Genomic DNA, 14,522 nt, shown 5'->3' on the forward strand with positions numbered 1-14,522 from the left:
AAAAGTCGGGAAGTCTGTAAATAAGAGGGAAGATGAATATTTAATCCTATTTCTTCGCAGCGCCGATGTAAAAACACGTTTTTTCGAAGAAGATCACAATGAAAGGATAAAAAAAGATCTCTGGCGGCGACCTACTCTCCCACAGATAGCCTCTGCAGTACCATCGGCGCTGGAGGGCTTAACTTCCGGGTTCGGCATGGAACCGGGTGTGACCCCTCCGCTATTACCACCAGAGATCTCAAACTTTTATTCTTTCGTACTCTAAACACAGAAATCGAGGAAAGAAAACCAAGAGAAAGTGAGAATAAGGCCTCGATGTATTAGTACCGGTCAGCTAAGAGCCTCACAACTCGTACACTCCCGGCCTATCTATCCTGTCGTCTTCAGGACACCTTACTTCCCTATCGGAATGGGGTATCTCATCTTGGAGGCGGCTTCCCGCTTAGATGCCTTCAGCGGTTATCCGACCCGAACATAGCTACCCGGCTTATGCAGCTGGCGCTACAACCGGTACACCAGAGGTTCGTCCACTTCGGTCCTCTCGTACTAGAAGCAGATCTCCTCAAATACCCTACGCCTATGGTGGATAGGGACCGAACTGTCTCACGACGTTCTAAACCCAGCTCACGTACCGCTTTAATGGGCGAACAGACCAACCCTTGGGACCTGCTTCAGCCCCAGGATGCGACGAGCCGACATCGAGGTGCCAAACCCTGCCGTCGATAGGAACTCTCGGGCAGGATCAGCCTGTTATCCCCGGGGTAGCTTTTATCCGTTGAGCGACGGCCCTTCCACTCGGAACCGCCGGATCACTAAGACCAACTTTCGTTCCTGCTCGAAACGTCTCTCTCACAGTCAAGCCACCTTATACCTTTGCGCTCTCTATGGGCGATTTCCATGCGCCCTGAGGTGACCATTGCGCGCCTCCGTTACTCTTTAGGAGGCGACCGCCCCAGTCAAACTGCCCACCTGACACTGTCCTCTGTGTCGTTTCAGACCTCAAAGTTAGAACTTCGGCATGTCAAGGGTGGTATCCCAACAACGGCTCCTGCAAAACTGACGTCCTGCATTCACAGCCTCCCACCTATCCTGTACATAACAGACCAAAATCCAATATCAGGCTACAGTAAAGCTCCACGGGGTCTTTCCGTCCCACCACAGGTAACTGGCGTCTTTACCAGTACCACAATTTCACCGGGTCCCTCGTTGAGACAGTGCTCAGATCGTTACACCATTCGTGCAGGTCGGAACTTACCCGACAAGGAATTTCGCTACCTTAGGACCGTTATAGTTACGGCCGCCGTTTACTGGGGCTTCATATCAAAGCTTCGCTTACGCTAACCTCTCCATTTAACCTTCCAGCACCGGGCAGGTGTCAGTCCCTATACTTCGGCTTGCGCCTTATGCAGAGACCTATGTTTTTAGTAAACAGTCGCCTGAGCCTGGTTTCTGCGACCACCCTTAGCTCTGTATCGTATATACACATCACCAGAGTGGCACCCCTTCTCCCTAGGTTACGGGGTCAACTTGCAGAGTTCCTTAACGAGGGTTTTCCCGCTCACCTTAGCCTTCTCAGCTAGCCCACCTGCGTCGGTTTCGGGTACGAGCAGCTTAAGACCTCCCTAGAGGCTTTTCTCGACAGCCGAGCTTCAATGACTTCGGTTCCGTAGAACCTCCCCTTCAGGTCTCAGAACTAACATCGCGGATTTGCCTGCAATGCCTTCCTACTCCCTTGGACCGGGTATTCCATCACCCGGATCACCTAGCTTTCTGTGTCACCCCTTCAGTAATAACGGTCTCAGGCTGGGGCAGGAATGTCTACCTGCTATCCATCGACTACGCTCTTCAGCCTCGCCTTAGGTCCCGCCTAACCCTGGGTGGATGAACCTTCCCCAGGAACCCTTGGGCTTCCGGTGAGTACGTTTCTCACGCACTTCTCGTTACTTATGCCGACATTCTCACTTCCATACAGTCCACACGACCTCTCGGTTCGGCTTCACCCCGTACAGAACGCTCCCCTACCGATAGTTGATACTCATCAATTATCCCGCAGCTTCGGCAGTATGCTTAGCCCCCTACATTTTCGGCGCAAAAGTCCTCGACCAGTGAGCTGTTACGCACTCTTTAAAGGGTGGCTGCTTCTAAGCCAACCTCCTGGCTGTCCAGGCACTCTCACATCCTTGCCACACTTAGCATACACTTTGGGACCTTAGCTGACGGTCTGGGCTGTTTCCCTCACGACCACGGACCTTCTCACCCGTAGTCTCACTCCTGCAATACAGTTATGGTATTCGAAGTTTGGTTGAATTTGGTAGGACCCCAGTCCCCCGCATCCATCCAGTGCTCTACCCCCATAACTGAACTCGCAAGGCTGCACCTCAATGCATATCGGGGAGAACCAGCTATCACCGCACTCGATTAGCTTTTCACTCCTATCCACAGCTCATCCAAGTCTTTTTCAACAGACAATGGTTCGGTCCTCCATCCGGCTTCACCCGGACTTCAACCTGGCCATGGATAGATCGTACGGCTTCGGGTCTATTAAACGAAACTCGCGCCCTATTCAGACTCGGTTTCCCTACGGCTCCAGTGCTAACGCACCTTAACCTCGCTACGTCTAATAACTCGTCGGCTCATTTTACAAAGGCACACCGTCACGCGCCATACATCGCTGTATGGTTGCGCTCCGATTGCTTGTAGGCACACGGGTTCAGGTCTATTTCACTCCCCGCCAGGGGTGCTTTTCACCTTTCCCTCTCGGTACTGATTCACTATCGGTCACCAGTAGTATTTAGCCTTGGATGATGGTCCACCCTGATTCAACCGGAATTCCACGTGCTCCGGCCTACTCGGGAGATGTCTACAGAGTACATTTCCTGTCACCTACAGGGCTGTCACCTTCTATGGCGTGCTTTCCCAACACACTTCAACTAGAAAATGTATTGATAACTCTGTCGTGAGCCTGCGGACTCACTTTGACATTCCCTCGACCCCAAATACACAACGACCGCAGTCTTGACATGTATTCGGTTTAGGCTCTTCCCCTTTCGCTCACCACTACTCAGGGAATCTCTTCGATTTCTCTTCCTCCGGCTACTGAGATGTTTCACTTCGCCGGGTTCCTTCCCTTACGGGATGCCTGTACTCCTACAGGCGGGTTGCCCCATTCGGATATCTGCGGATCAATGGTCGCTTGCACCTCCCCACAGCTTTTCGCAGCTTGCCACGTCCTTCATCGGCTACTGGTGCCAAGGCATCCACCGTATGCCCTTTATACCTTATTCTCTTACTTTCCCTCGATTACTTCCCTCTATTCCTATGTCAAGGTACAAAAGCGAAACTTTATATTAATTTCTATTTGGTTTACAAATGGTGGAGATGATCGGATTCGAACCGACGACTTCCTGCGTGCAAGGCAGGCGCTCTCCCACTGAGCTACATCCCCAAAAAAAATGGTGGGCCGAAGAGGATTTGAACCTCTGACCTCACGGTTATCAGCCGTGTGCTCTAACCAACTGAGCTATCGGCCCATCACAAGATGGGAAAAAAACAGTGCGTAAAGAAAAGCTTAGCATAGCCTTTAAAAAAAAGCTATTGTTTCTCCTTAGAAAGGAGGTGATCCAGCCGCACCTTCCGGTACGGCTACCTTGTTACGACTTCACCCCCCTCACCAGACACACCTTCGACGGATCCTTCCATTGCTGGTTAAGCCTCCGGCTTCGGGTGCACCCAACTCGGGTGGTGTGACGGGCGGTGTGTACAAGGCCCGGGAACGGATTCACCGCGGCTTGGCTGATCCGCGATTACTAGCGATTCCTCCTTCATGTAGTCGAGTTGCAGACTACAATCCGAACTGAGACCGACTTTGTGGGATCTGCTTGCCTTCGCAGGCTTGCTTCCCGCTGTATCGGCCATTGTAGCACGTGTGTCGCCCTAGGCATAAGGGCCATGATGACTTGACGTCGTCCCCACCTTCCTCCAGCTTGTCGCTGGCAGTCCATCCAGAGTCCCCGACTCTACTCGCTGGTAACTGGATGCAGGGGTTGCGCTCGTTGCGGGACTTAACCCAACATCTCACGACACGAGCTGACGACAGCCATGCAGCACCTGTGTACGCTCTGTACCCGAAGGTACAGTCCTTCACCTTTCAGATCCGTACCACGTACATGTCAAACCTAGGTAAGGTTCTTCGGTTTGCATCGAATTAAACCACGTGCTCCACCGCTTGTGCGGGCCCCCGTCAATTCCTTTGAGTTTCAATCTTGCGATCGTACTCCCCAGGCGGAATGCTTATCGCGTTAACTCCGGCACGGATGCCTCTCGACACCCACACCTAGCATTCATCGTTTACGGCCAGGACTACCGGGGTATCTAATCCCGTTCGCTCCCCTGGCTTTCGCGCCTCAGCGTCAGTTGCTGGCCAGTAAGCCGCCTTCGCCACTGGTGTTCTTCCCGATATCTACGCATTTCACCGCTACACCGGGAATTCCGCCTACCTCTCCAGCACTCTAGATACCCAGTTTCAACCGCATACATGAGTTGAGCTCATGCCTTTTACAGCTGACTTAAATATCCGCCTGCGCGCCCTTTACGCCCAGTAATTCCGGACAACGCTCGTCCCCTACGTATTACCGCGGCTGCTGGCACGTAGTTAGCCGGGACTTCCTCGTATGGTACCGTCACTTCCTTCTTCCCATACAACAGAGGTTTACGACCCAAAGGCCTTCCTCCCTCACGCGGCGTCGCTGGGTCAGGCTTGCGCCCATTGCCCAATATTCCCCACTGCTGCCTCCCGTAGGAGTCTGGACCGTATCTCAGTTCCAATGTGGCCGGTCACCCTCTCAGGCCGGCTACCCGTCATCGCCTTGGTAAGCCCTTACCTCACCAACTAACTGATAGGACATGAGCCCCTCCTTCAGCGGATTACTCCTTTCACCTCTCGGCATATGGGGTATTAGCAGCCGTTTCCAACTGTTGTCCCCCTCTGAAGGACAGGTTCTCATGCATTACTCACCCGTCCGCTACTAAGAACACATCATCTCTCCTCCGAAAAGTCGTGATGATATGCCTCCGTTCAACTTGCATGTGTTAAGCACGCCGCCAGCGTTCGTCCTGAGCCAGGATCAAACTCTCCATGAATTTCTTGTATTGGCTCGCTTTACATTTACGCACTGTATTCTCTTTTCAAGCTTCGTTTGTTTTTCAGCTCGTTGCCCTAACCGGCAACGGCGAAAAATATACCACGCCTTTGAATGGAATGCAAGCCCTTTTTCAACTTTTTATAAAAAAACTTTTGAGATGGTATAATTCTTCCATTGAAGTTGGCAGTACACGATATAGTTATTATATTGAAAGTATAGTGTTGCCCATGTATAGAGGAGGCTTCAGCAATGACACAAAAAGAATCAACGCCAGAAGAAAAGAAGAAGACTAAGAAATCATCATATTCTGGCAAACCCAGTTTCCTTCGAAAAATAATTTTACTGTTCCTTTTGGTCGTATGTGCAAGCATAGCAGTTATTTCCGTTTGGGGAGCTTTATTTGTCAGAGAAATTTCGGAAGAGCTGCCGACGACTACTCAAATATTAGCTCATAAAGAGAGTGTTGCAAGCACTGTTTATGATCGTGATAATCAAGTTATAGCACGTTTATTTACAGAAAATAGAAAGCCAGTACAACTGAAAGATGTTTCTCCATGGATGATAAAGTGTACATTGGCTGCAGAAGACTCTTCTTTTTATCAACACAGTGGAATCCGCCTCCCTGCCATAGTACGTGCATTGATGGTCGACATATTGCATCGTGGCGCTAGACAGGGAGGAAGTACCATTACCCAACAATTGGCGCGTAATCTTTTCTTGACTCATGAAAAAACCATAAAAAGAAAAGCAAAAGAGATTATGCTGGCTATCCGAATGGAACAGCTTTTTTCAAAAGACAAAATTTTAGAGATGTACCTTAATACCATTTACTTTGGACACGGAGCATGGGGTGTTGAAACAGCAAGTAAAACATATTTTGGGAAAGAGGTAAAAGACCTCAATCTTCACGAAGCAGCTGTAATGGCTGGCCTGATAGCTGCACCAGAGCGTTATAGCCCACTAAACAATATGGGAAATGCTAAGAAACGACAGGGCTATGTTCTGGGACGTCTCGTTGATTTGGGATGGATTAACAGTGAGACTCGCGATGCTGCCTATAAAGAAGAAATCGTATTAAAACATACTCCCAATAAAGTCACAGAATACAATAGAGCTCCTTACTTTGTTGCGCACTTGCTTTTTAATTATTTGTTACCTAAATATGGAGCAGATCTCGTTTACAGTGGCGGAATGGAAATACATACGACGCTGGATTTAGATCTGCAAGAAGAGGCTGATGCTTCCATTCAAACATTGAAGAGCCAAGGGGCTCTCATTGCCATGGACCCTCTCACAGGAGAGGTGTTAGCCATGACAGGCGGCAAAGATTTCTCAAAGAGTAAATTCAATCGGGTTACACAAGCTTATCGTCAACCTGGTTCTGCTTTTAAACCTTTTGTTTTCGCAGCAGCCTTAGAAAAAGGGATATTGCCAACAGATCATTTTCTTGACGCTCCCCTCTCATACGATATTCCTGGAGAAGAAAAGAAATGGGAACCAGGAAACTATAGCAATAAATATAACGGAGAAGTAACGGTACTTGATGCCCTCATACACTCATACAATACTGTGGCTGTACGAATGGCAGATCTCATAGGAGTAACCAATGTTGTACATATGGCTCGAAGTGCAGGGATTACGTCTCCACATTTGCCTTATGACCTTTCTTTAGCACTGGGAACAGCGAGTATAACACCCATGGAAATGGCTGTCGCCTTTTCTACTTTTGCAAATGGAGGACATCTTGTAAGCCCCTTCATGATTCGTGAAATCCGATCAAGCAATGGTGATGTTCTCGAATTTCATACTCCCGAAGTCAAGGATGGGATTTCTCCGACAACAGCTGTTGTCATCCGATCACTTATGGAAGATGTTGTTCAAGCTGGAACAGGTCGACGGGCACGCATTCCTGGCTGGGAAACTTTTGGAAAAACTGGAACAACAAATGATTACAGCGACGCATGGTTTGCTGGCGGAGTTCCTGGACTCGTTACAATCGTTTATGCTGGTAACGATGATCATAAACCATTAGGAAGGAATGCGACTGGAAGTGCTATCGCCGTTCCCGTCTGGAAACGTTTCATGGAAAAGGCCGTGAAGGTTCTTCACCTTCCTCAATCATTCGACATTCCAGAAGGCCTTTCTGTAGAAGCAGTACAAATATGCAGAGAATCAGGCTTTTTAGCTAGCCCTAACTGCCCTGCCGCTACTATTTTCTTACCTACGGGGTCAATACCGACAACAATATGCCCTCTTCACGGGGGAGAATTATTTGCCAGTCAAAACGATCCTCAAGCACCCAGACTCTATCTACTTCCGCAAGATGAGGAACATTATTACACATATGCAACTTTTCCAAACGGCAATATTCCTTGGACGTTCCCTGGAACAGAAGGCACAGAACCAGGTCTATCTCCCCTACAAAAGCAGCCTATTCCATCCCAGAAGCCTGCTGAAGAGTCCAATGTTCCCACGGGAGATGCAAAACCCTATGAAAATGATCCAAGCCCTGCTAAGACCATTGAAGATAGGTATCAGGATCTTTTAAAGCAGTATGGCATTACAAACTAAGAGATAATGACGATGGAAGCAAAAAAAGAGGGCTGAAATTAATTTCAGCCCTCTTTTTTACGCTAGTGTTTTGGATTTCTTTTCTATTTGCTATTCCTAATGCTATTAAGGATAATACGCTGTTCAACAGCAGCTACGAGTTTTCTTGTATATGCAACTGTATCAGGATTGACACTCATGCTGTCAATTCCCTCTTTAACGAGGAATTCCGCAAAATCAGGATAAAGAGAGGGACCCTGGCCACAAATTGAGCACGTCTTGCCATATTTATGAGCAGCCTGAATAAGTATTCGAATAGCGCGCTGCACAGAGATGTTCCGCTCATCAAAATATCCCATGTTATTTAGAATTCCTGAATCTCTATCCACTCCCATAACAAGCTGAGTAAGATCATTACTGCCGATACTGAAACCGTCAACCATCTGCGCAAATTCTTCAGCTGCAAAGACAACAGAAGGAACCTCAGCCATGATCCAAAGCTTAAAGGAGGAACTTCTTTCAAGCCCTTCAGAGCGCAGTATGTCAAGAACACGCTCAAGTTCCCAGGTAGTACGAACAAAAGGAAGCATCATCCAGACATTGACAAGCCCATATTCTTCTCTTACCTTACGCATAGCCTGGCATTCCAGTCTGAATCCAGCTTCGTACTCTGGAGAAATGTAACGGGAAACGCCACGCCAACCAATCATCGGGTTATTCTCTACAGGTTCAACTTCTTCTCCACCTTTTAACCCTCTGAATTCGTTGGTTCTAAAATCGCTCATGCGAACAACAACGGGACGAGGGTAAATAGCTTGTGCCACAGTCGTTATACCTTCAGACATCTTATCTACAAGCAGTTTTCCTTGCCCTGTTTTTACAAGATACATGGGGTGAATCCCAACCATATTTGTAAATATAAATTCCGTACGCATCAAACCGATGCCATCAAATGGAAGCTGCTTATAGCGATCAATGATAGAGGGTTCGCCGAGGTTCATATAAATCTTCGTCCCAGTAATAGGGGCAAGCTGATATGCCAAATCTTCGATTGGGAATGCAGCCGTATCGGAATGTGATGCTGTTTCTTTTGCGGAATCTTTCTTCTCTGGTATAACGTTGCCGTTAAAGACAACTCCCCGTGTCGCATCAACAGTAACAAGCATTCCCTCACTGAGAACGGCCGTACCATTTTTAGTGCCCACTATACAAGGAATTCCCAACTCTCTTGAAACTATTGCTGCGTGACACGTACGTCCACCTTCATCTGTAACGACAGCAGCAGCCTTTCTCATCGCGGGAACCATATCAGGATTTGTCATTCCAGTTACTAAGATATCACCATCTTTAACGCGAGCAATTTCATTAAGATCATGAATGATAAGTACTTTCCCTACCGCGATGCCAGGTGAAGCTGCCAAGCCTCTCGCTAAAACATCTAATTTAACTTCTTTCTGTGCTGGAGCCGCAGTATTCTGATCCACGGACTCTTCTCCCCCTTTAAGTGTCGTTATAGGACGAGCTTGAAGTATATATAATTCTTTTGTTTCTTTATCCAGAGCCCATTCTATATCCTGCGGGCTTTTATATATGGCTTCTATAGCTTTTCCAGCCTTTCCAAGAATGATAATTTCCATATCAGAAAGACACTGCATTTTAACCTTATCCGGTCCAAGAAAATCTTTTACAGCAACTTTGACCGTTCCAATGCCACCATTTTTTTCCACAATCATTGTGTTCTTTTCAGCAATATTTTTCTCTACAACATCAAGATGATCTTTTTCTAAAATAAATTCATCAGGAGTAACAACACCAGAAACAACTGCTTCTCCCAATCCCCAGCTGGCATTGATCATAATCTGGTTAATATCGCTCGTTACGGGATTAGCAGTAAACATAACTCCCGATTTCTCGCTCCTCACCATTTTTTGCACTACAGCACTCAATGCAACTTCAAAATGGTTAAAATCCTGTTTTTCTCGATAGTATGTAGCTCTTGCCGTCCAAAGAGAAGCCCAACACTTTTGGACATGCTTTAAGACCTCTTCTGTTCCAGAAATATGAAGATACGTATCCTGTTGTCCTGCAAAAGATGCATCTGGTAAATCTTCTGCCGTTGCCGAACTCCTTACCGCAACTTGCAAATTATCAATCTTTGTTTGTGCACAAAGGCTATTGTAAGCCTCTTTTACCTCTTTAGCCATTTCTTGTGGAAAAGAAGCTCCCATAATAAGGTTTCTTATCTCTTCGCACTTTTGGGAAAGGTCATCAGTGTTTTCAAAATCGATGCTCTGAATGATATTTTCTATAGATGCCCCCAACCCAGAAACTCTGATAAAGTCTCTGTATGCTAAAGCTGTCACACAAAACCCTGGAGGCACAACCACTCCATTTTGAGTTAGCTCTCCAAGATTAGCACCTTTCCCTCCAACAAGTGGTATATCATTGCGATTTATTTCTGGAAACCACCTGATGTACGTATATGTTCCCATCTCACTGCCTCCTCGTTAATTAATGAAGCCCAGTGCAGCTTGAGCAGCGGCTAGCCTGGCTACTGGTATTCTAAAGGGCGAACAGCTAACGTAATGAAGACCAATGCTGTGACAGAATGCAATACTTTCAGGATTGCCACCATGTTCGCCACAAATGCCCAAAGATATATTTGCCTTAACTTCTCTTGCTTTCCTGACACAAAGCCGCATCATCTCACCTACTCCTTCTCGATCAAGAATATGGAAAGGATTCTCCTGAAGCAACCCTTTTTGCAGGTAGGTTCGTAAAAATTTAGATTCAGCATCGTCTCTGGAATAGGCAAAAACCGTTTGCGTTAAGTCATTAGTTCCAAAGCTAAAAAAATCTGCATATAAAGCAATTTTATCAGCTAGAAAAACCGCATGTGGAACTTCTATCATACTTCCAATTTTGTAGTCAAGTATCGTACCTGTACTCTTATAGTACTCTTCAGCTATTCTGTCTACCATTTTACGAAATATTTGCATCTCTTCAGAAATTCCCACTAATGGAATCATTATTTCAGGAGATACTTGTATTCCTTTGCTCTGAGAATTAATAGCTGCTTCGAAAATCGCCCTGATTTGCGTTTCATAAATTTCCGGATATAACACCCCCAAACGACAGCCACGAAATCCCATCATAGGATTCGTTTCTTTTAACATTTCAATTTTTTTCAAAACTTCCTCCAGATCCGCTCTTTTTTCAGAATCTGAATCTTCATCATGTCTGAGTATAGCAAGTTGTTGACGAATATGATCTTCTTTTGGGAGGAATTCATGAAGGGGCGGATCTAACAAACGTATAATAACAGGAAAACCATCCATTTCTTTAAAAATATTTTCAAAATCATTCTGTTGCATCTCTTGTAATAATTGCAAATCATGGAGCCGCACCTTCTCATCAGAAGTTATAATCATATGCTCCATTATGGGAAGACGATTTTGAGCCATGAACATATGCTCAGTGCGGCATAGACCAATTCCTTTAGCTCCAAATTCTCTAGCTCTTTTTGCGTCTTCAGGAGTATCGGCATTTGCCCAGACTTCCAAAGAAGCAACATCATCAGCCCAGTGTAAAAAAGTTGAAAATTCTTTTGTGATTTTAGCATCGAGAAGAGGTGCTTCTCCTTCATAAACACGCCCATTACTACCGTCAACTGTTATGACATCGCCTTCACGTAAAAAAACATCTTTATTATAAAATAGGCGCTTTTTCTCAATATCTATAACAATATCTTCACACCCACTTACACAAGGTTTTCCCATGCCTCGAGCAACAACAGCAGCATGACTTGTCATTCCACCGCGACTCGTAACAACACCTTCTGCTACAGCAAGCCCATGAATATCATCAGGGCTAGTCTCAGGGCGAACAAGAACAACTGTTTTTCCCGCCATATGCCATTGGACTGCATCATCTGGAGAAAAAACTATCATACCTGTACAGGCCCCTGGGGACGCCGGTAACCCCTCTGTAATAAGAGGGACACTTGTCTCTGGATCAATTTGTTTATGTAAAAGCAGCTCAGCTTCGCGAGTTGAAACGCGAGTCAATGCTTCATTTTTCTCTATGAGTTTCTCCAATGCCATATCATGAGCTATTTTAACAGCAGCTTCAGCAGATCGTTTGCCTGTTCTCGTCTGTAAAATGTAAAGCTTACGGTTTTCGATAGTAAATTCTATATCTTGCATATCTCTATAAAAGGTCTCTAGAGATTTCGTAATATCTAAGAGCTGACCATACATATCGGACATCATATAACGAAGCTCTGAGATGGGAAGAGGTGTTCGTACACCCGCAACAACATCTTCCCCTTGTGCATTAATAAGAAACTCACCATATAACTCTGCAACTCCATTTGAAGGGTTGCGAGTAAAACAAACGCCCGTACCACATTGTTCATTGAGGTTACCAAAAACCATAGAAACTATATTTACCGCAGTCCCTAAATCATGAGGGATAGAGTGAAGATTTCTATACGTTTCAGCTCTTGGGTTATTCCAGCTTTTAAAAACAGCAACTAAAGCATTTTTCAATTGTATCCATGGATTGGAAGGGAACTTCTCATGGACGTGGGTTTCAAAAATTGATAGATACTGAGAAACCAAATCTTCAAGAAGAGAGGCAGGGATTTCATAGTCGAAAGAAAAACCATGTTCCTCTTTTATTTTTATAAGTATGTCTTCGAAGAGATTGGGATGTAATCCTTCTACCACTTCTCCATACATTTGGATAAAACGCCTATAACTATCGAGAGCAAACCTTCTATTTTGAGAGGCATGGGCTAAGAAGTCCAAAGTATTTTCATTGAGTCCAAGATTAAGGATGGTATCCATCATGCCAGGCATAGAAACTGGAGCCCCGGAACGTACAGACACGAGAAGGGGGTACGGTCCTCCATCCCATTTTTTACCAGCTTTCTGTTCCAAACGCTCGACAGCCTTCTCTACATGCGGCCAAATTGTATCTATGAAAGAATTATCTTCTGTCAGAAACTTGAGACACGCCTCTGTCGAGACGATAAAACCAGGAGGTACAGGCAGACCATTCTGTACCATTTGAGCAAGATTTGCCCCCTTACCTCCCAGTACATTTTTCATAGACGCATTGCCTTCCTCAAAATCATACACATACTTTTTGAGGTTCTCTTTTTTCATGGCGCTACCCACCTCCTAATAGATACGGAGGACTTAATGCCTGATGTACGCCAATATTTCTTGTGAAGTTTCTTCTAAAGCACGACCTGTGACATTAAAAATTCTAGCGCCAAGGGCAGTCATAATTGAATTCGCGTAGTCGAGTTCTTCATAAACCTTTTCTCGTCTAGTATAGTCCGATTCCTCAGGATCAAGTCCTAATATAGCTAAACGTTTCACTCGAATATCAATTAGATACTCTGGATCTATAGTCAAACCTATAATACGGGATGAATCGATTTTAAAAAGCTCCTCAGGAGGAGCGAGTCCTGGAACAAGAGGCACATTAGCTGTTTTTATCCCCTTATGAGCAAGATACATTGAAAGAGGGGTTTTACATGTTCTAGAAACGCCGAGAATAACAAGTTCTGCCTCTGGTAAAAGATACGTATTGCTTCCATCATCACAACTAATAGTAAATTCTACTGCTTTGACACGTTTGAAGTATTCTTCGTCCATAACATGGGAAAGCCCTGGTTTTTCTAGAGGATCCTTACCTAAAATATCAGAAAGAGTATTAAGTAAGGGACCAAATACATCTATAACATCAACATTCATAACGTTGCCATTTTCAATAACCCAATGACGTACAGCTTTATCCACAAGGGTACAGATCAGAACTGCATTCTTTGAAGCCGCCATCTCCAAAACATTTTGCGCCTTTTCAATGCTATTTACATAGCGGAAACGATGGAGTTTAACTCTAGATGGTTGAAATTGGCTCGTTGCCGCCCGGGTAACTCCCTCAACTGTTTCCCCTGTAAAATCTGATACGACAAATACTTCAAGTGGTTCTTTTACTTCTAACATACACCTTACCCCCGAAGAAGATCCATGATCTCTTGAGCATTCTCTTCAACTGCTCTCCCCGTTACATCATATATTCTGCAATTTAATTGCGACATGATGTTATGGGCATATTCAAGCTCTCGCTTAACACGTTCCCTATTAGCATAGGCTGAAGCTGCGGGATCAAGTCCCAGCAGCTTCAGCCTTTCTTCTCGAATTTGTGTCAACTTGCGAGGATCTATTATCAGACCTACCAACCGATCCTTAGACACAGAAAAAACTTCCTGAGGAGGATCTACTTCAGGTATTAAAGGAACATTTGCCACTTTAAATCCACGATTAGCAATATACATTGAAAGAGGGGTCTTTCCCGTTCTTGAAACGCCTAGTATAACAAGATCGGCCATCGGCAATGCAGACGGATTTCGACCGTCATCACACTGAATTGCAAACTCAACTGCCTTTACTCGCCTAAAATATTCTTCATCCATGCGACGATTCAGCCCAGGAGATTCCAAAGCAGCTTCTCCCAATCGCATTTCAAGAAGATCAAGAATAGGACCAAGGAGATCAACAAAGGGTACTCCCAATTTTTGAGCTCTCATAGCCATAGATCGTCTTATGCTTTTATTGACCAAAGTACAGACAAGCACAGGACGAGCTAAAGCTGCTTTCTGAAGAATATCTTTTACCTTATCCTCAGAATCAACGTACCTGAAACGAGTAACCTGGCTAAAAGATGATTCAAACTGACTCATCGCAGCATGTGCAACATGTTCTGCGGTTTCCCCAGTAGAATCTGAAACAATAAATAACGACAGAGAGCTCACGT

General features: G+C 45.4%; 5 protein-coding genes, 2 tRNA genes and 3 rRNA genes. 1 reads left to right on the forward strand and 9 read right to left on the reverse strand.

Features of this window, described 5'->3' with window-relative positions; translation table 11 throughout:
- Positions 1-118 precede the first annotated feature (118 nt).
- The 5 genes from rrf to RBH88_RS06340 form a co-directional block, all read right to left on the reverse strand.
- A 5S ribosomal RNA gene (gene rrf / locus RBH88_RS06320) occupies positions 119-234 on the reverse strand.
- A 66-nt stretch (positions 235-300) separates the two neighbouring features.
- Positions 301-3,284, reverse strand: a 23S ribosomal RNA gene (locus RBH88_RS06325).
- 86 nt (positions 3,285-3,370) lie between these two features.
- A tRNA-Ala gene (locus RBH88_RS06330) sits at positions 3,371-3,445 on the reverse strand.
- Between the two features lie 8 nt (positions 3,446-3,453).
- Positions 3,454-3,530, reverse strand: a tRNA-Ile gene (locus RBH88_RS06335).
- Positions 3,531-3,608: 78 nt separating this feature from the next.
- Positions 3,609-5,139, reverse strand: a 16S ribosomal RNA gene (locus tag RBH88_RS06340).
- Together the 16S, 23S and 5S rRNA genes with 2 tRNA genes alongside form the textbook arrangement of a ribosomal RNA operon.
- 251 nt (positions 5,140-5,390) lie before the next feature.
- On the opposite strand from RBH88_RS06340, the gene RBH88_RS06345 reads away from it, so the two are divergent.
- Complete coding sequence (locus RBH88_RS06345) at positions 5,391-7,712, forward strand: penicillin-binding protein 1A (protein ID WP_213690701.1); 2,322 nt, start codon at positions 5,391-5,393, stop codon at positions 7,710-7,712.
- 83 nt (positions 7,713-7,795) lie between these two features.
- On the opposite strand, the gene ppsA is transcribed toward RBH88_RS06345, so the two are convergent.
- From ppsA to RBH88_RS06365, 4 genes are read right to left on the reverse strand one after another with little or no spacing between them, the layout of a single operon-like run.
- A complete protein-coding gene (gene ppsA / locus RBH88_RS06350) occupies positions 7,796-10,183 on the reverse strand; it encodes a phosphoenolpyruvate synthase (protein WP_213695637.1) in 2,388 nt (795 codons plus the stop codon).
- Between the two features lie 15 nt (positions 10,184-10,198).
- A complete protein-coding gene (gene ppdK, locus RBH88_RS06355; protein ID WP_213701771.1) occupies positions 10,199-12,862 on the reverse strand; it encodes a pyruvate, phosphate dikinase in 2,664 nt (887 codons plus the stop codon).
- Positions 12,863-12,895: 33 nt separating this feature from the next.
- Positions 12,896-13,711, reverse strand: a complete 816-nt coding sequence (locus RBH88_RS06360) for a pyruvate, water dikinase regulatory protein (RefSeq protein WP_213690698.1) — start codon at positions 13,709-13,711, stop codon at positions 12,896-12,898.
- Positions 13,712-13,716: 5 nt separating this feature from the next.
- Positions 13,717-14,520 (reverse strand): pyruvate, water dikinase regulatory protein, encoded by an 804-nt coding sequence (locus RBH88_RS06365; RefSeq protein WP_213690697.1) that lies wholly within the window; start codon positions 14,518-14,520, stop codon positions 13,717-13,719.
- Positions 14,521-14,522: the final 2 nt, after the last annotated feature.

The organism is Aminobacterium sp. MB27-C1 (assembly GCF_030908405.1).
Taxonomy (GTDB): domain Bacteria; phylum Synergistota; class Synergistia; order Synergistales; family Aminobacteriaceae; genus Aminobacterium.